Source organism: Malaciobacter sp. (assembly GCF_055140965.1).
On sequence record NZ_JBSRRO010000019.1, the window covers coordinates 26,316 to 45,660 of the forward strand.

Annotated in this window: 21 protein-coding genes and 1 other RNA gene; 10 read left to right on the forward strand and 12 right to left on the reverse strand. The window is 25.0% G+C overall.

Annotated elements, in window-relative coordinates; translation table 11 throughout:
• Positions 1-8 precede the first annotated feature (8 nt).
• Together ACTCCZ_RS07150 and ACTCCZ_RS07155 are read left to right on the forward strand one after the other, a co-directional pair.
• Complete coding sequence (locus ACTCCZ_RS07150; RefSeq protein ID WP_079580157.1) at positions 9-905, forward strand: RluA family pseudouridine synthase; 897 nt, start codon at positions 9-11, stop codon at positions 903-905.
• A 30-nt stretch (positions 906-935) separates the two neighbouring features.
• Positions 936-2,831: a sensor histidine kinase gene (locus tag ACTCCZ_RS07155; RefSeq protein WP_463187224.1), complete on the forward strand. Its 1,896-nt coding sequence runs from the start codon at positions 936-938 to the stop codon at positions 2,829-2,831.
• Here ACTCCZ_RS07155 and ACTCCZ_RS07160 read toward each other — a convergent pair.
• Positions 2,828-3,247: a YqaA family protein gene (locus ACTCCZ_RS07160; RefSeq protein WP_079578154.1), complete on the reverse strand. Its 420-nt coding sequence runs from the start codon at positions 3,245-3,247 to the stop codon at positions 2,828-2,830. The genes ACTCCZ_RS07155 and ACTCCZ_RS07160 overlap by 4 nt on opposite strands.
• Complete coding sequence (locus tag ACTCCZ_RS07165; RefSeq protein ID WP_228145314.1) at positions 3,247-4,164, reverse strand: DMT family transporter; 918 nt, start codon at positions 4,162-4,164, stop codon at positions 3,247-3,249. Before ACTCCZ_RS07165 ends, ACTCCZ_RS07160 begins: the two co-directional genes overlap by 1 nt.
• 144 nt (positions 4,165-4,308) lie before the next feature.
• Between ACTCCZ_RS07165 and ffs the strand changes: the two genes are divergently transcribed.
• Positions 4,309-4,405: signal recognition particle sRNA small type (ffs, locus tag ACTCCZ_RS07170), an RNA gene on the forward strand.
• Positions 4,406-4,447: 42 nt separating this feature from the next.
• Here the strand turns inward: ffs and ACTCCZ_RS07175 are convergent.
• From ACTCCZ_RS07175 to ACTCCZ_RS07190, 4 genes are all read right to left on the reverse strand, one after another.
• Positions 4,448-5,068, reverse strand: a complete 621-nt coding sequence (locus ACTCCZ_RS07175; protein ID WP_079578155.1) for a DNA-binding protein — start codon at positions 5,066-5,068, stop codon at positions 4,448-4,450.
• A gap of 9 nt (positions 5,069-5,077) precedes the next feature.
• On the reverse strand, positions 5,078-5,455 hold the full coding sequence (gene queF / locus ACTCCZ_RS07180; protein WP_165773074.1) for a preQ(1) synthase: 378 nt from the start codon (positions 5,453-5,455) through the stop codon (positions 5,078-5,080).
• Positions 5,456-5,558: 103 nt separating this feature from the next.
• Positions 5,559-5,879, reverse strand: a complete 321-nt coding sequence (locus ACTCCZ_RS07185) for a hypothetical protein (RefSeq protein ID WP_079578157.1) — start codon at positions 5,877-5,879, stop codon at positions 5,559-5,561.
• Positions 5,880-6,029: 150 nt separating this feature from the next.
• Complete coding sequence (locus ACTCCZ_RS07190; RefSeq protein WP_079578158.1) at positions 6,030-6,437, reverse strand: VOC family protein; 408 nt, start codon at positions 6,435-6,437, stop codon at positions 6,030-6,032.
• An 80-nt stretch (positions 6,438-6,517) separates the two neighbouring features.
• Here ACTCCZ_RS07190 and ACTCCZ_RS07195 point away from each other — a divergent pair, with 80 nt between their 5' ends.
• The gene (locus ACTCCZ_RS07195) at positions 6,518-7,372 is read left to right on the forward strand and encodes a helix-turn-helix domain-containing protein (RefSeq protein ID WP_079578159.1); all 855 of its coding nucleotides are present in this window, start codon (positions 6,518-6,520) and stop codon (positions 7,370-7,372) included.
• Between the two features lie 89 nt (positions 7,373-7,461).
• Entirely contained in the window at positions 7,462-8,169 is a 708-nt protein-coding gene (locus ACTCCZ_RS07200) for a nuclear transport factor 2 family protein (RefSeq protein ID WP_079578160.1), read from the forward strand.
• Between the two features lie 21 nt (positions 8,170-8,190).
• Here ACTCCZ_RS07200 and ACTCCZ_RS07205 read toward each other — a convergent pair whose 3' ends face one another.
• The 4 genes from ACTCCZ_RS07205 to dnaA all read right to left on the reverse strand — a co-directional run bounded on the left by ACTCCZ_RS07205 (position 8,191) and on the right by dnaA (position 13,661).
• Complete coding sequence (locus ACTCCZ_RS07205; protein WP_079578161.1) at positions 8,191-8,709, reverse strand: hypothetical protein; 519 nt, start codon at positions 8,707-8,709, stop codon at positions 8,191-8,193.
• Between the two features lie 65 nt (positions 8,710-8,774).
• Complete coding sequence (gene gyrB / locus ACTCCZ_RS07210) at positions 8,775-11,087, reverse strand: DNA topoisomerase (ATP-hydrolyzing) subunit B (protein WP_079578162.1); 2,313 nt, start codon at positions 11,085-11,087, stop codon at positions 8,775-8,777.
• 28 nt (positions 11,088-11,115) lie between these two features.
• Positions 11,116-12,186, reverse strand: a complete 1,071-nt coding sequence (gene dnaN / locus ACTCCZ_RS07215) for a DNA polymerase III subunit beta (RefSeq protein WP_079578163.1) — start codon at positions 12,184-12,186, stop codon at positions 11,116-11,118.
• A gap of 158 nt (positions 12,187-12,344) precedes the next feature.
• Positions 12,345-13,661, reverse strand: a complete 1,317-nt coding sequence (dnaA, locus tag ACTCCZ_RS07220; protein WP_079578164.1) for a chromosomal replication initiator protein DnaA — start codon at positions 13,659-13,661, stop codon at positions 12,345-12,347.
• A 234-nt stretch (positions 13,662-13,895) separates the two neighbouring features.
• Between dnaA and ruvC the strand changes: the two genes are divergently transcribed.
• The 3 genes from ruvC to ACTCCZ_RS07235 all read left to right on the forward strand — a co-directional run bounded on the left by ruvC (position 13,896) and on the right by ACTCCZ_RS07235 (position 16,359).
• Positions 13,896-14,363 carry a crossover junction endodeoxyribonuclease RuvC gene (ruvC, locus tag ACTCCZ_RS07225; protein ID WP_079578165.1) on the forward strand — a complete coding sequence of 156 codons (468 nt, stop codon included), beginning with the start codon at positions 13,896-13,898 and terminating at the stop codon, positions 14,361-14,363.
• A gap of 61 nt (positions 14,364-14,424) precedes the next feature.
• Positions 14,425-14,994: a phosphoribosylglycinamide formyltransferase gene (gene purN / locus ACTCCZ_RS07230; protein WP_079578166.1), complete on the forward strand. Its 570-nt coding sequence runs from the start codon at positions 14,425-14,427 to the stop codon at positions 14,992-14,994.
• A gap of 120 nt (positions 14,995-15,114) precedes the next feature.
• A complete protein-coding gene (locus ACTCCZ_RS07235; protein ID WP_079578167.1) occupies positions 15,115-16,359 on the forward strand; it encodes a response regulator in 1,245 nt (414 codons plus the stop codon).
• A gap of 1 nt (position 16,360) precedes the next feature.
• On the opposite strand, the gene ACTCCZ_RS07240 is transcribed toward ACTCCZ_RS07235, so the two are convergent.
• Positions 16,361-16,966 (reverse strand): trimeric intracellular cation channel family protein, encoded by a 606-nt coding sequence (locus ACTCCZ_RS07240; protein WP_079578168.1) that lies wholly within the window; start codon positions 16,964-16,966, stop codon positions 16,361-16,363.
• A gap of 44 nt (positions 16,967-17,010) precedes the next feature.
• The gene (locus tag ACTCCZ_RS07245; protein ID WP_463187226.1) at positions 17,011-17,754 is read right to left on the reverse strand and encodes a HAMP domain-containing protein; all 744 of its coding nucleotides are present in this window, start codon (positions 17,752-17,754) and stop codon (positions 17,011-17,013) included.
• A gap of 157 nt (positions 17,755-17,911) precedes the next feature.
• Between ACTCCZ_RS07245 and ACTCCZ_RS07250 the strand changes: the two genes are divergently transcribed.
• The gene (locus ACTCCZ_RS07250) at positions 17,912-18,634 is read left to right on the forward strand and encodes a nucleotidyltransferase domain-containing protein (protein WP_463172180.1); all 723 of its coding nucleotides are present in this window, start codon (positions 17,912-17,914) and stop codon (positions 18,632-18,634) included.
• A gap of 192 nt (positions 18,635-18,826) precedes the next feature.
• On the forward strand, positions 18,827-19,345 hold a 519-nt coding region (locus ACTCCZ_RS07255; protein WP_463187227.1), incomplete at its 3' end, for a class I SAM-dependent methyltransferase.

Consider the following 19,345-nt stretch of genomic DNA (forward strand, 5'->3'; position numbering starts at 1 on the left):
AAAAGTTTGTGCCTTTTATTTTAAAAAAATATGAAGCTATTTTAGGCAAAAAAATACAACATTTTTTACTCCAAGATTTAAAGATAGAGCCCAAGTTAGCGCAAAAGTACATTAGTAGAGCAAGAGTTTTTGACCAAAATCAAAAACCTTTTATTTTAAATGAAAAAATTAATACGAATTATATATATGTAGCAGAGTTTGAGGGGCATACAAGAGGTCTTAATCCTTTACTTGAATTTAAAGATTTTGCTTTATTTGATAAACCAACAAAACTAATGGTTCATCCAATTTCAAAAAATACAAAATACTCTTTACTAGATGAGATTCGTTATCATTTTGGTAATAATGCAAATTTAGCCCATAGAATTGATGCTGAAACATCTGGACTTGTAATAGTTTGTAAGAATAAAGAGAGTGAAAAAAAACTAAAAGATATGTTTATTGAAAAAAAATATAAGAAATCATATCTTGCAATAGTTCAGGGTGAATTAAAAGAAGAGATTACTATTGAAAATTATTTAGAAAAAGAGGGAAAAAATATCGGTGTTAGGATGAAAACTTCTCAAGAAGGAAAAAAATCACTAACTATTGTTAAGCCATTAAATTATAATTGCAAAAAAGATATAACTTTAGTAGAAGCGATTCCTTATACAGGAAGACAACATCAAATTAGAGTTCACTTATACTCTATTGGTCATCGAATAATAGGAGATCCTATATATGGAATTGATGATGATATTGCAGAAGCTTACTTAAATAAAGAGCTTGAAGATGAAAAAAGATATGAAAAAACAGGTAGTTATAGACTTTGGTTGCATGCCAATTATTTAGAGTTTAACTATAATAATATAATTTATAAATTATTTTCTAAAAACGATGAAATCTTAAAAGAGTTTTATATGTAAAAATTAATAAAAAAAACACTATAATATCGCATGTTTAAAAGTAATGAAAAAAATATTTTACGTATTATTAAATATGCGCCTTTATTATTTATACTTTTACTATCTACAATTACTACATATTTACTTATTTTAAATAACCAAAACATCTATAAACAAGATATTAAAAAAATTGAACATGAGTTTTATATACACAGACAAAAAGAGATAAAGCTTGAAGTTGAGAAAATTTATGAGTATATTTTATATAAAAAAGATAGAAGCGAAGAGAGTTTAAAAGCTCAATTAAAAAATAGAGTAAATGAAGCTCATGCTATTGCTACAAATATTTTTGAAGAGAACAAAAATAAATCTAAAGCTGAAATCTTTAAAATGATACAAGATGCACTAAGAGATGTTAGATTTAATGATAAAAGAGGTTACTATTTTATTCATGATATAAAAGGAAATAATAGACTTTATCCACTAAATAAAAATCTTGAAAATAAAAATTATATAGATTTAAAAGATGCCAAAGGTTATGAGTTTGTAAAAACAATAGTAGAAACTATTAAAAACAAAACTCAAAGATTTGATATTTATTATTGGAGTAAACCTACAAATGAGGGAGAAAGAGTTTATAAAAAAATATCTTTTTATAAATATTTTGAACCTTTAGATATTACAATTGGAACGGGTGAATATTTAAAAGATTTTGAAAATGATATAAAAGATGAGATAATAAAATATATAAAAAAGATGAATGAAAAAAACCAAAGATATATATTTTTATTTGACTTTGACAAAAATATACTAGTTCACAAAAATGCTAAACTATCAAAACTTCAAAAAGAAAAAGAAAAAATCTTACTAAATAAAATCATAGAAAAAGCAAAAAAAGATGATGGATTTATAACATATAATCAAAGTTTAAAAGATGATATTGAAAATGAAAAAACATCTTATATAAAAAGTTTTAAACCTTGGAATTGGGTTATTGGCACAGGTTTTTATAAAAATGAATTTACAAAAATATTAGAAGAGAAAAAACAAGAATTAAAAAATAAAAATAAATCTTATATAATAAATATTTTAATTATAAGTATAATAATTACTATTATACTATTAGTAATATCTTCTTATACATCAAATATTATCAAAAAGCGTTTTTTAAAATATAAAGAGAAAATATATGAAGAGATAAATAAAAATAGAAAAAAAGATAGCTTATTAGCCCAACAATCTAAGATGGCTTCAATGGGTGAGATGATAGGAAATATTGCCCATCAATGGAGACAACCTTTATCTTTAATATCTACTGTTTCAAGTGGAATTAAAATGCAAAAAGAGTTTGGAACTTTAAATGATAAAGATTTAGATGAGAGTGTAGATGCAATTACAAAAGCTACAAAGCACTTATCAAAAACAATTGATGACTTTCAAAACTTCTTTAAACCAAATAAAACAAAAGAAAAATTTACAACAACAGATGTATTTGAAAAAAGTCTATCTTTAATTAGTGCACAATTTAAAGCAAAAAGTATTGATATAGAAAAAAATATTGATAAGATTGAAATTTTTGGTTTAGAAAATGAACTTATTCAAGTACTAATAAATATTTTAAATAATGCAAGAGACGAACTTGTAAAAAAAGAGCAAAAAGACAAACTTATTGTAATAGAAACAAAACAAACTAAAAATAGAGTAAAAATTATAATAACTGATAATGCAGGTGGAGTTTCAACTAAAATAATAAATAAAATTTTTGAACCTTATTTTAGTACTAAAAAAGAGCAACAAGGAACAGGAATTGGACTTTATATGAGTAAAGAAATTATTACTAAACATATGAAAGGAAATATAAAAGTAGAAAACTCAACAATTAATATAAAAGGTAATTCTTATAAAGGTGCAAGATTTACAATAACTCTTCCAACAATCAATGATTAGATTATAGATAAAGTCACTAATGTAACAAATAGATATCTTATAAACTTTGCAAATAATACAATAACTATAAAAAACTTTAAATTATATTTTAAGACACCTGCTATAAATGTCAAAGGATCTCCAATGATAGGAACCCAAGATAAAAGCAATGAAAAAGCTCCATATTTATCAAAAAAAACTCTATATTTTGCAATCTTTTTTTTATTTAAATATTTTTTATTTTCTAAATACTCTTCACCTTTTAAACCTAAAAAATAGTTTAACAAAGAACCTAAAGTATTACCAAGTGTAGCAAAGAGTAAAAGCAAATAGATATTATAGTTTTCCTTGATATTAAAAACTAAAAAAGCCTCACTTCCCATTGGTAGTAAACTTGCAGATACAAATGATATAAAAAATAGGCTAATATATGTCATTATTGTTTATTAAATAAATTAAATATAGTTTTAGGAATTACAATTTTAATTTGTGAAATAAATACACCAAAAAGTACTACAATTGATGCAGTAATTTCAATATAACTTAATCTTTCATTTAAAATAAAATAGGCAAGTACTAAAGTAAATACAGGTATCAAATTCATAAAAATTGAAGCTTTTGAAGCATTTATTTTAGTTAATGCATAATTATATAAACCATAACCACCTAAAGTAACAATAACGCCTAAATAAGCTGTCCATAAAAAACCTTCAAGTTTAAAAACAAAAGGTGTTGTAGTAAGTTCATAAAATGCAAGAGGCAGAAAAAATATCGTACCTATAAAAGCATGTGCAGCTGTTAAAAATATTGCAGAAAACTTATAAGTTAAATGTTTTGCAACAATTGTATAACCAGCAGCACACGCCATTGCTAAAAATTCTAAAAAATTACCAAGTATTGGGTTTGGTGCAGTAATACTTGATGTTGCTTCTAAACTTAACCAAATAGCGCCAAATACAGCTAGAATTGAACCAAAAATAAATTGTTTTGAAATCAACTCTTTTAAGATAAAAACAGCAGCAACAGATGTAATTAAAGGCATTAATGAAGCAATCATACCCGCTTGTGAAGCAGTAGTTAATTGTAATGCTTTTGATTCAAATAAAAAATATAAGCAAGGTTCAAATAAAGCTAATAAAAGTATAAGTAATATATCTTTTTTTGTAAAATCATATTTTAAAAAACTTTTAATAAAAATCAAAAAACACATAGATGCAAAAACCATTCTTACAAAAATAACTGTATGTGCTCCATATTCATTCATAGCAGCTTTCAAAGCAATAAAAGAACTTGCCCAAATAAACATTGCAAAAGTTAAAGATAAAATTCCTAATATACTAATTTTATTTCCCAAATTAAACTCTTTTTTTTAAATAGACCAAATTTATATCCAATTTTCCTTAAAACAGTCTTTTTTAAAATTTTTTTTAAGTTTATTTAGTTAAAATACGACTCTTAAAGAGAAGCACTGAGAATAGTTTACTATTTTGAGTGCTCTTCTTTAGACCCTTGCAATTATCATTTAAGACAATGCCCCAGGGTGGGAACACAGCAAGGCACCTTACTTGATGGTGTGTTTGGGTATCTGGAGAAGAGTGCTTTAAAGCACTCTTTTTTTTTGCTTAAAATTTATTACTTTATAAAAAATCTTTAAAATCACTATCTTTTATTATTACTTTTTTACTTTTTTTATCATATAAAAACCTATGATCTTTACTTTTTACACCTGTTAAAATTATAGTTTTAATTTCTAAGTCAGATTTACCATAAGCTTTCATCATTTTTGTAAACTTTTGTAAAGTTATATATTTTATTTCATCATTTATTGGTTTTTGCGTTTTTTCTTCAGGCTCTTGTGGTTTTTTTTGATTTTGTATTTGTGGCTTATAAATTGAACGCATTTCATTAAATGCACTTTGTAACAAATCTATTTCTCTATTAAAAACCTCTATAATCTTTTTTTGATTTTTTTCAAGTCTTACAATCTCTGAAGTATACTGTTTTTTCATCCACTTCATATTTTTTTTTAGTAAATCTATTTGTTCATCTTTTACTTTTATTAGCTCTTTTATTTCTATAATTTCAACAGGTTTTTCATTTTCTCTAGATTTATCTTCTACATGTTCACTTATATAAACATATGTTTTTCCAGATTTTTTGATAGATTTTAATTGATTGTTCTTTATTCTATAGTGTACACCTTGAAGAGAAAGCCCAAGAATTTGAGCCGCTTGAGAAGTAGTTACTAATCTCTCCAAGACTTATCCTTACATTTTTGCGCTGTCTATTTCTATTACAGTATGTACATTCCCTCTTGGTTTAAAATCTGCAACTACTTTCATCCATTTTGGCTCTAATTTTTCATACAATGTATCAAAAATTTCATTTGCAGAATTCTCATGTGAAACTTCTCTATACATAAAAGTATTGATATAGATTTTTAAAGCTTTTAATTCGATTACTTTTTTATTTGGAGTATATTGAAGTTTAATTGTTGCAAAATCAGGGTATCCACTTCTTGGACATTTTGCCATAAACTCTGGTAATTCAATATTTATAATATAGTTTTTTTCATTTTTATTTGGCCAGTAGTGTTCTTCATTGTTAATATCAAACTCAACAATCTCTTTTTCGCCATATTTCATTTCCATTTAAATAACCTTTAATATTTTATTTTTGCCAATTTTATCAAAAACTTACTTACAAGTGTAGCAGGTACAAAAATCTTTAGGTATTTAAATAATATATTTAATAAATTATTTTATTTTGACATTCTACACAATTTAGTTCTCTTTCATCCTTATCACACACTACACAACCAACCAGTGAGTAATTAGAAAAATCTCTTTTTTGTGTACAGTTTGGATTATTTGATGCCATATAACTTACATTTAAAACTGGATCAAAAGCTAATAAATTTGCAATCTCTTCATCAATATTTTTATTTCTAGCAATTGCTCGTCTTACAAGCATTGATTCACAATCTACTAAAGTTTTTAATTCATCAAGATTTTCACTTGTTTTTGCAATATCTAACTTTTCATTTAAAGTTATTTGTTTAGCATACATAAATATCCCTTTAAGTATAGTTTTAAAATATACTTAAAATAATATCATAAATTTAAAATATAATTATTAAATTATATAGTAAAAAATATCTTTTTTAAAAAATTTTCATATTTTGACACTTTATTTATCAAAATACCTATTATAAAGCATCTAAAATGACAATTTAGTGTCATTATTTTTTATATAATTTGATAATTCAATCAAATTTCCATCTGGGTCATTTATATAAATAGAATAAATATCTCCTAATGCTCCTGTTCTAAAAACTGGACCTTCTAAAATTTTTATAGCTTTTTTTTGTAAAAATTTAAATACATCATTTATATCATCTTTTACAATAAAACATAAATCAGCACTACCTTCTTTTACATTTGTAGCTTTTGGTTCAAATTCACTTCCAAGTTGATGAAGATTTATTTTTTGATTTGAATATTTTAAAGCAACTCTTGAGTTTTTAAATATCTCTTTTTTCATTCCTAAAACATCAGTATAAAATCTTATTGTTTTATCAATATCTTTAACTGTTAGTACTAAATGGTCTAAGTTTTCAATAATCATAACTATTCCTAAAATTTTTTATATTATACTATAAGATTATATAGTTTGCTTTATTATGATTAATTCTTTATAATCTATTTATGAAAAATTTATTAGAAGTAGAGTTTTTATATAAATTAAAAGAGTATGGCTTTGAAATATTAACTTTTAAGCAGTTATTTAAAAATATAGATTTAAATACTCATTTTATGACTAAAGCTCATAGAATTAAGTTTTATCATATTTTATATTTTACAAAAGCTTTAGATTATCACTTTATTGATTTTAAAAAATACAGTATAGAAGATAATTGTATGATTTTTTTATCAAAAGAGCAAATACATAGTTTTAGTAAAACTGCTAATTATGAAGGTTATCTTATTCTTTTTACTGATGAGTTTTTAAAAAGAAATTTTCTTAGTTTAAATGACTCTATTTTTAATATATTATTAAAACCATCTATTCTTTATAATTGTAAAGAAGATTATCAAACTATTTTCAAACAAATACACAATGATTATAAAAAATCTTATCAGTTTAAAGAGAAACTAAATAGCACTTTATTTAATTACTTAATCTTAAAAGTAAAAGAAGAATTTAGTAAACAAAATAAAGATAATATAAATCAAAAATATAATGATGTATATAATAACTTCAAAAATCTTTTCCACAAAAACTATTATAAAAATAGAAGTGTAAATTATTATAGTAGTTTATTAAATATAAGTTCCAAACACTTAAATACTATATGTAAACAAAAAACAAATTTAACAGCAAAACAACTAATAAGTAGTTATATTATACTTGAAGCAAAAAGAAAATTGATTACTACTAATAGTGCCATAAAACAAATAGCTTATGAATTGGGTTTTATAGAAACTACAAACTTTATAAAATTTTTTAAAAAACATACAAAAATATCTCCTAGAAAATTTAAAGATACAAATAACTGTTAGTTTGATTTTTACCATTTTTTATACCAAATTAACCTTTACTAAAAGAAGTTAAGAAAATATAATTTCATAAAATTACCATAGGAGTAAAAATGGATTTAAAAAAAATGATGTTATCTATATCTTTTTTATTATCACTTTTTGTTTTAAATAGCAATGCAAAAGAGATATCAAATTCGCAAAAAGTAGTTATGCTTTTAGAAAAAGCATTTACTAAAAATCAAGATAGAAGTGTATTAAAGTATGTAAGTGATAAAAAATATATTCAACATAATTTATATGCAAAAGATCAAAAAGATGGACTGATAGCCTATCTTGATTATTTATCAACAAAAGATATAGATACAAAAGTAGTTAGAGTATTTGAAGATGAAAATTATGTAATTGCACAAACACTATCAAGAGAAGATAATACTTATATGCATATAATTGATATTTTTAGATTTGAAAATGGCCTAATTGTTGAGCATTGGGATAATATACAAACTATTAAAAATATAGATTTAGTAAATGGCTTACCTACAAAGGTTTTAAATAAAAATTCAACAAAAAATAACAAAAATTTAATAAAAAAATATATTCATGATAAAATTATTAAAGATAATAGTTATATAAAAAATCATATGATATTAGCAGAAGGTGAGTTTGTTTTAAGTGTAAGTGAAATAAAACAATCAAATATTAATTATGCTTTATATGAACTTTTTTATATTGATAATAGTAAGATAAAAAAAGTTTGGAAAATAAAAGAAAAAATTTTAGAAAAAAAGAATTGGCAAAATAAAAATTCCAAATTTTAAAAAAGATGGCAATATGCCATCTTACATTTGTGATACTCTTTTTTTGATAATTCTTTGAATTTCATTGTTAATAATCTTTGATGAACGCAAATTTTTATTTTCATTTGCAATAGTACCAACTGCTTTATTACAATTATCACAAATAAACTCAAACTTTCTAACTGTTGAGTTTTCATAAGCAACTGTATCATCATAATAAAGCTCTTCATTACAAGAAGGGCAATAACATTTTAAGTTTACTACTTTATCTTTATTCCAAGACCAAGTCCATTTAATACCATAAAATACATCTTGTGTATATTTACATCTATTTTTTTGAATTACTTTAATAATAATAAATATAATAATAGGAGTTATTACTCCTAAAATTTGCATCCAAATAGGATATGATGAAATATATTTTTCATAATTAATTATAAAATAATCTTTAATTTTTATAATTGTATCCAAAAAAGGTATTGGTAAAAAAATCAGTAAAAGTAAAATAATTATTGCTAAAACTATTTTTGCTTCATAAGATAAGAGATTTTTTTTTCTCATATAAGCTCCAAATAATTAAAAATTTTGAAAGGTTAAAGGAGAGTAAAAAGAGGACTTAGCCTCTTTTATACATCTAAGTGCTCTACGTCTTTTGCATGCTCTTCAATATAGTTTCTTCTAGGTTCTACTTCATCACCCATAAACAGTGTAAATGTATCACTTGCTACTTCTGCATCTTCAATTGTAACTCTAAGAAGTCTTCTATCCTCAGGTATCATTGTAGTTTCCCATAACTGCTCTGGATTCATCTCCCCAAGACCTTTATATCTTTGAATATAAGCACCTTTTTTAGCTAAATTTTCTATATACTCTAATTCTTCAATTAGATCATTTTTAAACATAGAAATATCTCTTTGAACCAATCTTGAATATATATATGTTGCTTCACTAAAATATGGAGATGCAAATAAATCATCATCAATTAGAAGTTCTTCAAGTCCTTCTTTTGTTTGAACAAATAATTGAATCATACTATCAGTTATGCTTTTTGATAAAATATTATAACCTTTATTTTCAAGAAAACCTTTTACTTCTTCATATAAGGCAGTATAATCTAATTTTACTAAATCAGGTTTTTCAATTAAGTGTTTTAATACTTCAATTAAAGAGTATCTTTTTTCAAGTTGTAAAAGCATTTCTCTATATCTTGAAACAGTTTTAAATAAATCTAGTAAATCATTGTAACCCAAACCTTCAAACTCATATGACTCTAAACCATTTTCAATTAAGAATATTGATAAAGCAGTATCATCTTTTAAATAAGTCTCATTTTTACCTTTTTTATATCTATATAAAGGTGGTTGTGCAATAAATAAATAACCTTTTTCAATTACAGGTCTTAAAAATCTAAAAAAGAAAGTTAATAGAAGTGTTTGAATATGACTTCCATCAACATCGGCATCTGTCATGATAATTACTTTATGATATCTAATTTTTTCATCATCAAAATCTTCACCAATACCACAACCAAGAGCTGTAATCATATTTCTAATTTCATCAGATTTTAAAATCTTATCAAGTCTAGATTTTTCTACATTTAAGATTTTACCTTTTAGTGGCAAAATAGCTTGATAAACTCTATCTCTACCTTGTTTTGCTGAACCACCTGCTGAATCTCCCTCAACTAGGTATAACTCTCTAATTGCAGGGTCTTTACTTTGACATTCCGCTAATTTACCAGGAAGTGTTCCAACTGTCATTGAATCTTTTTTTCTAGTTAAATCTCTAGCTTTTTTAGCTGCTTCTCTACCACGTGCTGCCATTAAAGCTTTATCCATAATTGCTTTTGCAGCTGTTGGATTTTCTTCAAAATATTTATCTAATTGTTCACCAGTTAATTTTTGTGCTATTGGTTTTACATAAGAAGAACCTAGTTTACCTTTAGTTTGTCCTTCAAATTGAGGTTCTGGAACTTTTACAGAAACAACAGCTATTAAACCTTCTCTTACATCATCACCAGTAATTTTTGTATCTTTTTCTCTAGCATTTGCATTATTATTTAAATATTTAACAATACTTCTAGTAAGTCCAGCTTTAAAACCAGCTTCATGAGTACCACCATCTATTGTTCTAATATTATTAACAAAAGAGATAGTTTTTTCTGTATATGAAGAGTTATACATCAATGCAATATCAACTTCAACATCATCAACTCTATCAGAGAATGAAATAGCATCACATAAAGCAGTCTCTTTGTTCAAATCAGTAACAAATTGAGCAATACCACCCTCAAAGTGGAAAACCTCTTTTGTCTTAGTTCTTTCGTCTTCTAAAGTAATAGAAATAAAAGGATTTAAATATGCAACTTCTCTAAATCTTTTAGCCAATGTATCATACATATATTCAGCTATTTCAAAAATTGAATCATCTGCTAAGTATTCAATAGTAGTACCTGTTTTTTTAGTATCTCCAATTACTTCTAAAGGAGCTTTTGGAATACCTTTTGAAAACTCTTGATAGTGAATTTTACCTTCTCTATAAATAGTCATTTTAAGTTCACTAGATAAAGCATTTACAACTGATACACCAACACCATGTAATCCACCTGAAACTTTATAAGTATCTTTATCAAACTTTCCACCTGCGTGTAGTACTGTTAAAACTACTGTTGCTGCTGAGATTCCCTCACCTTTGTGAACTTCAGTTGGAATACCTCTACCATCATCACTAACTCTAATAACATTATCTTTTGTTATTGTAACTTTAATATTTTTACAATAACCAGCCATTGCTTCATCAATTGAGTTATCAACAACTTCATATACCATATGGTGAAGACCATTTGTATTTGTATCACCAATATACATACCTGGTCTTTTTCTTACAGCTTCAAGACCTTTTAAAACTTTAATATTACTAGCGCCGTATTCTTGACTCATTTAATTTTTCCTTCTTTAATATACTATATTATTTTTCTAAAACTATTGGCATTACAATTGTAAAGAATTTCTCATCTTCTAAATAAAATGGTAAATTTGATTCATTAAAACCAATGTTTACATTTTCATTGTTTGTTAAACTTAAAAAATCTAATAGGTATTTTGCATTTACTGCTAAATAAAAAGTATTTTCTATATTTAGATCTATATCAATTTGTGTTTTTGATTCACTATCTTCATCTAGTGACTCAAATATAATTGTATTTGAACTAAATGTAATTTTTATATTTGAAAATAGTGATGTAACTAATTTTATAGATTCAATTAACATATCTTTTGGTAAAGAGAAATTGTATTTTAAACTATTTGGAATGATTCTATCATAATCTGGAAACTTTCCATTAATTAATTTTGTAAAGAAAGTCATTCTTTCATTTGAAATAATTAAATTAGTAGAATCATAAGCAACAGTTGCATCATCTAAAAATAGTTTTTGAATCTCTATTATTGCTTTTTTTGGAATTATAAATTGATTTTGATCATTTGATATATTTTGTAAATGAGATACTGCTAATCTTCTAGTGTCTGTTGCCACAAAATTTATTTTATCACTTTTTATATCAACTAATGCTCCATTTAATTCAAATTTAGGATTATTATTATCTATTGCAGGAGTAATTTTTCTAATAGAATTAATTAAATTTAGCATACTAATATCTAATTTATTTATATTATCAGGTTTTGGAAGACTTGGATACTCTTCTGGGTCATACATAGGTAATTTAAAAGTAGATTTATTTTGTCTAATTATTAAATTGTTTTCTATTGTTTCTACTATTATTTCTAAATCTTTTAATCTTTTTAATATTCCTAATAAATTTGAACCATTAACAGTTGCTTTACCATTAACACTTTCATTTAGTTCATCGATTTGAGACTCTAATCCAATCTCATAATCTGTTGCTTTTATGATAAGTTTATCATTGTTTACTTCTAAATATACATGTGAAGTAATAGCACTTGCATCTTTTTTTTCTAAAAATGGTTGCATTGAAGAAACTATATTCTCAATGATATTTTTTGTGATAATAAATTTCACTTAGATCTCCTCTTATTATTTCTTTTAAGTAGTGGTAGCAGTAGTGTGTGTGAAAAGATGAAAACACCTTTGAAACTTCCATTTCATCGTACGAAATGAAAGTGAATAACAAAATGTTTATATTCACACCTTTTCACACTATCTACTTAAACTTATTTTTACCACTCCTTATTTATTAACTTATTTTTCAAATTTTCGATGATTAATTTAAAGTTTTCATCTTTTTCTATTAACTCATTTGCTTTTTTTATATTATGTGAAATAGAACTGTGATCTTTCATACCTAAAAACTTTGCAATATCAGGCATTGAGTTATGAGTTAATTCTCTTGCAAGATATATAACTACTCGTCTAGCATTTGCTACGGTTGCAGTTCTTTTTTTAGATTTTATATCACTTGGTTTAATATTTAGCTCACTTGCTACTAAATTAATAATATCAGGTAGCTTAATATTCTCTTTTGTTTCTTTAATTTGCTCTTTTAATAAACCTTGAACTAACTCTAAATTAATCTCTTGATTTAATAAAGAAGCACTTGCATTAATTCGAATAAGAACACCCTCAATTTCCCTAATTGAGTTATCTAAATTAGTTGCAATAAAATTAATAATTTCTCTACTTAAATGAATTCCATTTAATTCAGATTTCTTTTCAATAATTGCAATTTTTGTTTCAAGTCCTGGAATTTGAATATCAGCTGTTAATCCCCATTCAAATCTAGATTTTAATCTATCAACAAGTCCAGCAATTTGAGATGGAAGTCTATCAGATGTCATAACTATTTGTTTTTTTGCATTATGAAGTTCATTAAAGGTATGGAAAAACTCCTCTTGAGTCTGTTCTTTTCCACTTAAAAATTGAATATCATCAATTAATAAAACATCACACTTTCTATATTTATTTCTAAAGTGTTCCATGTTTTTATTTTTAATTGAGAAAGTAAAATCATTCATAAACTGTTCAATTGTTACATAAATAACTGTTCTTCCTTGTTGTATTGCATCATTTCCAATTGCTTGTAAAAGATGGGTTTTTCCAAGTCCTGTTCCCCCATAAATAAATAATGGATTGTATTGAATACCAGGTTTTTTAGATACAGCAAGTGAAGCGTTGTAAGCCATTTGATTTGAGCCTCCAACTACAAAAGAGTCAAATGTATATGAAGGGTTTAATATTGTACTTTCAGCTGTATCGTTTTTTAGTTTTTCAGTAATAATCTCTTTTTTAGTCTTCTTTTCACCAGCAACTTTTATCTCTATTTCTGGCTTTGTTCCATCAATAGTTTCAAAGCAGTGTTGTATAAGATTTCTATATTTACTTTTTATCCACGAAGCAATATATTTATTTGATACTTCAAATACAGCTATTTTTTCATCAGATGAAATTTTTTTATAAACTAGCTGTTTTAAATATCTATTATAATCTAATGCTGTTGATTCTTGTTTAATAATTGCTAAAAACTCTTTATTTGTCATATAATATATACTCTTTTTTCATAATTGGTAAATATTATAGCTAAATATTTATGAAAAAATTATCAACACAGTGAATAAATTTTAAATTTTGTGTGAAAAGAATCACAATTTAAGTGAATATTTATAAAAGATTGACGATTATACCACACTTTAAACATGTGAATAAAGTGATTTAACCATAAGTGAAAAGATGAATAGATAATTTTTATGTGATGAATAAAAGGTGAATAAGTAGTGAAAATATTAGGAATAGATCCAGGTACAAGAAACTGTGGATATGCAATAATTGAAAAAAATGGAAGAAATATTAAACTTTTAGAAGCTGGCTTAATAAAAATAAAAACAAAGATTTTACAAGAACAAATTGTTGAGATGACAGAAGGACTTGATATGATTTTTAAAAAGTTTGATATAAATGAAGTTGCGATTGAAGATATGTTTTATGCTTTTAATCCAAAAACAGTTATAAAACTAGCACAATTTAGAGGAGCAATTTCATTAAAAGTTCTTTTAGAATTTGGAAATTTTGCAGAATATACTCCATTGCAAGTAAAACAAGCAGTAACAGGAAATGGTAAAGCTGCAAAAGAGCAAGTTGCATTTATGGTAAAAAGGTTATTAGGTATAAAAAAAGAGATAAAACCACTAGATATTACTGATGCAATTGCAATAGCAATTACTCATTCTCAAAGAATAAAATAGTTTTGATGGTTTACATCTTAATGTTTTTTTATTATAATCTCAAATTTATTTAAGGTAGGCTATGAAAAAAATAGGAATTCTTTCATCTCATAATGGTAGTGGTTTTGATTATATTCAAAAAGCATGTGAAGATAAGATTTTAAATGCACAAGTTGTTGTGATTATTTCAAATAATACTGATGCAAATGTTTTAAAAAAAGCAAGTAGTAAAAATATTCCAAATTATATAGTTAATTCAAAAAAATATGATGATACTGATGAAGAAATTACAAATTTGCTTAAAAAGTACAAATGTGATTATGTTTTTTTATCTGGATATATGAAAAAAATTGAATCAAAACTATTAAAGGAGTTTGAAAATAAAATCATAAATACACACCCATCTCTTTTACCAAAATTTGGAGGAAAAGGAATGTATGGAAGAAATGTTCATGAAGCAGTTTTAAAAGCAAATGAAAAAATTTCTGGTGTCACTTTACACTATGTAAGTAAAGATTATGATGAAGGAGAGTTTATTTTACAAAACTCCTTAAAAATTAATGAAAATGAAACTATTGAGTCACTAGAAAGCAGAATTAAAGATCTTGAAAAAAGAACTATTATTGAAGGATTACAAAAAATAATATTATAAGCTTTGACACAATTCCCTAAAATACTAATTTAAAACTTAATAAAATATAAAACAAAAGAGTAATATAATTTTTGATAGTTAAGATAAACTTATATGAAATATCATAATTAGGAAATTACAATGATAGATATATCTTTTTTGAAAACTCTTTGTATTTTATATGTTGAGGATCATCTTTCAACGCAAGAAGAATTGGGTAAAATCTTTAAAACTTTTTTTAAAAAAGTTTATATTGCAAGTGATGGAAAAGAGGGATTAGAACTTTATTTAAAAAATAAAGACGAAATAGATGTAATTATTAGTGATATAAATATGCCAAATCTTTCAGGAATTGGCATGTTAAAAGAGATTAGAAAACTAAAAATTGATATTCCATTGATTTTTGCAACTGCTTATTCAGAATCAAAATTTTTACTTGAAGCTATCAAACTTAATACTTCTGCTTATATCTTAAAACCTTATGATGTTGAAAATATGATATTAAAAGTTCAATCAATAGCAAAAGAAAAAGAGAATTCAAAGCTTGTGGAGTTTCAACAAATTGAAATGCAACAGTATATTGATGTAATTGATAAAGTTGCTATTATATCAAGAACAAATCCAAAAGGAATTATTACTTTTGTAAATGATAGATTTTGTGAAACATCTGGATATAAAGAAGAGGAATTACTTGGACAAGCACATAATATAATAAGGCATCCTGATATGCCAAGTGAGATTTTTAAAGGCTTATGGAGTGATATTCAAAGTGGGAAAATCTGGCAAGGTAAAGTTAAAAATAAAGCAAAAGATGGACAAGCATATTATGTAAACTCTACGATAATTCCAAGATTTAACTCTAAAAAAGAGATTATTGAGTATATAGGAATTAGATTTTTAATAACAAATGATGAAAATGAAAAAAGAAAATTTAAAAAGAATATATTAAATAATATAAAAGAATCAAGAAAAAAAGAGAGTCAATATTTAACACAAATAAGAGAGCTTGAAAAAAAAGTTAAAAACTTAGAAGATGGCTTGATTTTTAAAAATGAAGTATTAAGTAATGAAAAACAAAAAAGTGCAAAACAACACTCTCAATTGCTTTATTATGAAGATGAAATAAAAAGTTTAAATGCACAAATGGAGAATATAAAAGTAGAAAGTTATCAAAAAGTTTTAGAAGCAGTAACTAAAATGAAAAAATATAAGATAATAAATGATGATTTAAAACAAAAAAATGAAGCTCTTGAAAATGAAGTAAATTTAAGAAAAGATGAGTTTATAAAATTAAACGAGCAAGTAAGTGAACAAGCAAAAATTATTACTAATTTAAAAGATGTAATAGAACATAGAGAGAGCCAACTAGAACAATTTAAAAAATAGATTATAGTTTTGGTAAGTTCCATTTTTTGTAATAAGCTAATAATCTTAAACTAACACCAAAAATAAAAACTATAATGAGAGTAAAAAGATTCATTATATTAAATATGTTTAATGCATATATTATCAAGCCAACAATAATCGCAACTGTTGCGTAAAATTCAGATACAAGTATAAAAGGAACTTTATTTATTAAAATATCTCTTGTTGTTCCTCCTCCAACTGCTGTTAAAAAAGCAAGTATTAAAACACCTAAAAAGTTAAAATCATTTTCAATTGCTATTAAAGATCCAGTAATTGCAAAAGAGGCTAATCCAATTGCATCTGAAACTATAAATGCAGTCTTTCCTTCTAAGTTGTTAATATTGTGAAGTTTAAATATAAATGAGAGAAAAATAGTACTTACTACTAAAATAATAGGAGTAGTATTAGTGAAAATAAATGGAGTTTCATTAGAGATAACATCTCTTATCATTCCACCTCCCAAAGCTGTTAAAAAAGAAGAGATAAAAACACCTAAAATATCAAGTTTATAATGAACTGCAATTAAAAAACCACTAAGAGCAAAAGATATAATACCTATAAAATCAGCTAATTGCAGTGCAGTCATTTTAATCCTTATCTATTTTTATAAAAATTATACATAAATTGTACTTAACTAGATAAGGATATTATAAAGTTAACTTTTTCGTTTTTATATTTATATGATATTTTAAAATTATGTTTTTTTAAAATTTTTTGAACAATACTAAGACCTAATCCAAAACCATCCCTTTGTGATAGTTCTTGAGTAAAGGGCTTAAAATAATATTCTAAATTTTTAGTTAATTGTTTTGCACTATTAATTATATGAATTTCTTTATTTATAACTTTTATTTCTATTGGATAAGAAATAGCATATTTTAAAGCATTATCAATTAAATTTTTAAGAGCCATTGATAAGTAATATAAATCACCTTCTATTAAAAAGTTTTCTTGAATATCAATAGAAATTAGATTTTCATTTTCTATATAAAGTTTATTCAAAGCTTGTATAATCAAAGTTTCAATATTAAAAGTTGAATGTTCTAACTCTTTAGAGTTTAGCTTTTCTAACTCTATTAATTCATTTGTAAGTAGTTCTAAATCATTAAAAATTGTTTTTAAAAGTTCCTTTTTAGAAAAATCTTCAATTTTTTCGATTGCAAACTTTCCTTTTGCTATAGGAGTTCTTAACTCATGTCCAATATCTTTTAAAAGTTCTTGTCTTGTTTTAATAAGTTCTTCAAGAGTTGAGGCCATTTTATTAAATGCAATACTTAATTGACCAATTTCATCTTTTGATTTTACATTTAATCTTCTTGTTAAATCTCCATTTGCAAATTTACTTATTTCTAAACTTATATTTTTTAAAGGCATTAATAACTTTAGATAAATTTAATCGGATAGAAAAGTAAAAGGAGGTGACTTCGTATAACATGAGCTTAGCAACATCCTAATTAGGGTGGATGAATGAGGGGTTGGGTTGACTTATGTAAGACTTAGAGGTTTATTTTAGATTGGGAGGGGAATTAAAATGATAACTCATCAGGAATTAGTTAATGAAATAAGTCAAGAATTGTATGAAGACAAAGATATTTTGGCATTAATATTATACGGCTCAGTTTCCAGAAATGAGGAAGGTGAAAACAGTGATATAGACCTATTGGCAATAACCAATCAAAATATTCTTCAAAAAAGACATGAGATCCGATATGGTATTACTGTAGAATTTGTTGAGGAACACTTAAAAACTCTAAAAAAAGCTATTGCAGAAAATGAAATGCCCATGTTATTTGCATTAAGGGACGGAATTATCTTGTTCGATAAAACATCAGAAATTGAACAATTAATTGCTAAAGCCAAGAAAATTCTTGAAGCTGGTCCACCTAAGAATGAAAAGTGGGAAGATGAAAAATATAGAACTAAGAGGCGATCGGATTTAACTGAAATATATAAGGATTTATTGGACATTGATAATGTAATTGCTTTTAATTATGTAGCTTCATTATTAATTGCAAATGCGATGCCGATCTTACTAGAAAATAATAATTTGTGGCATAACACCAGAAAGAAGACGATTAATTATTTAAAAGCAAACTGTAATGAGGGATATAAATATATCGAGACTCTTTTAAATCCAGTATGTTCATTATCTGAAAAGCGCAAGGCAGCAGAAAACTTGACTGAATATGTATTAAAGCCCTACGGAGGAATTTTAAAAGGTGAAGCTATAATATTTAGAATCAATGATATGTAGTATAACTATTCCTAGCTTCATTTCGCTCAAATTAATTAAGGGTAGTTATCCTAAAATTCAGAAGTTTCGCTAATATCTAGATGTTAAAAGCAAAGTTGCGAGTTAAAAATAAAGGTCAACCTAATTTAGTACACCAGACTTGAACTCTAAAGATGAAAGCCACCTATCTAAGCAGTGCTATAGAAGAAAGGAATGATAAAAATTAGTGATAAAATTATAGAATACTATAATGATTACGACGAGGAAAATCGATTGGTACAAGCAAATGCTCAAAAGTTAGAGTATTTAACGACCAATTATGTTTTGGAAGAGGTAATTCCAGCAAATTCTAAGATATTAGAATTGGGAGCAGGAACAGGAAGATATTCTTTTTATTATGCCTCAAAAGGACATCAAGTAACAGCAACAGATGTAGTACCAAAGCATGTAGAAAAAATGAAAAACAAATTACACCAAAACCCAAAAATAGAACATATGAAAATTGAATTAAAAGATGCAACAGATTTGACTGGTTTTAAGGATGAAAGTTTTGATGTTGTTTTATCTTTAGGACCACTATATCATTTAAGAAATGAAGCAGATAGAATAGACAGTATCACAGAAAGTTTAAGGGTATTAAAGCCAGGCGGGATTTTAGCTGTTGCATATATTAATAAATTTTTTATTCTTACAGCATTAGCCAAAAATAATGATTTGAACAAAGATTATATT

Coding starts and splice junctions, on each gene's coding strand:
- ACTCCZ_RS07200 (WP_079578160.1), top strand. CDS start 7,462: ATGGATTTAAAAAAAATGATGTTATCTATATCTTTTTTATTATCACTT.
- ACTCCZ_RS07185 (WP_079578157.1), bottom strand. CDS start 5,879: ATGTATGCTAAACAAATAACTTTAAATGAAAAGTTAGATATTGCAAAA.
- gyrB (WP_079578162.1), bottom strand. CDS start 11,087: ATGAGTCAAGAATACGGCGCTAGTAATATTAAAGTTTTAAAAGGTCTT.
- ACTCCZ_RS07235 (WP_079578167.1), top strand. CDS start 15,115: ATGATAGATATATCTTTTTTGAAAACTCTTTGTATTTTATATGTTGAG.
- purN (WP_079578166.1), top strand. CDS start 14,425: ATGAAAAAAATAGGAATTCTTTCATCTCATAATGGTAGTGGTTTTGAT.
- ACTCCZ_RS07250 (WP_463172180.1), top strand. CDS start 17,912: ATGATAACTCATCAGGAATTAGTTAATGAAATAAGTCAAGAATTGTAT.
- dnaA (WP_079578164.1), bottom strand. CDS start 13,661: ATGACAAATAAAGAGTTTTTAGCAATTATTAAACAAGAATCAACAGCA.
- ACTCCZ_RS07190 (WP_079578158.1), bottom strand. CDS start 6,437: ATGATTATTGAAAACTTAGACCATTTAGTACTAACAGTTAAAGATATT.
- ACTCCZ_RS07155 (WP_463187224.1), top strand. CDS start 936: ATGTTTAAAAGTAATGAAAAAAATATTTTACGTATTATTAAATATGCG.
- queF (WP_165773074.1), bottom strand. CDS start 5,455: ATGAAATATGGCGAAAAAGAGATTGTTGAGTTTGATATTAACAATGAA.
- ACTCCZ_RS07205 (WP_079578161.1), bottom strand. CDS start 8,709: ATGAGAAAAAAAAATCTCTTATCTTATGAAGCAAAAATAGTTTTAGCA.
- ACTCCZ_RS07195 (WP_079578159.1), top strand. CDS start 6,518: ATGAAAAATTTATTAGAAGTAGAGTTTTTATATAAATTAAAAGAGTAT.
- ACTCCZ_RS07240 (WP_079578168.1), bottom strand. CDS start 16,966: ATGACTGCACTGCAATTAGCTGATTTTATAGGTATTATATCTTTTGCT.
- ACTCCZ_RS07245 (WP_463187226.1), bottom strand. CDS start 17,754: ATGCCTTTAAAAAATATAAGTTTAGAAATAAGTAAATTTGCAAATGGA.
- ACTCCZ_RS07160 (WP_079578154.1), bottom strand. CDS start 3,247: ATGACATATATTAGCCTATTTTTTATATCATTTGTATCTGCAAGTTTA.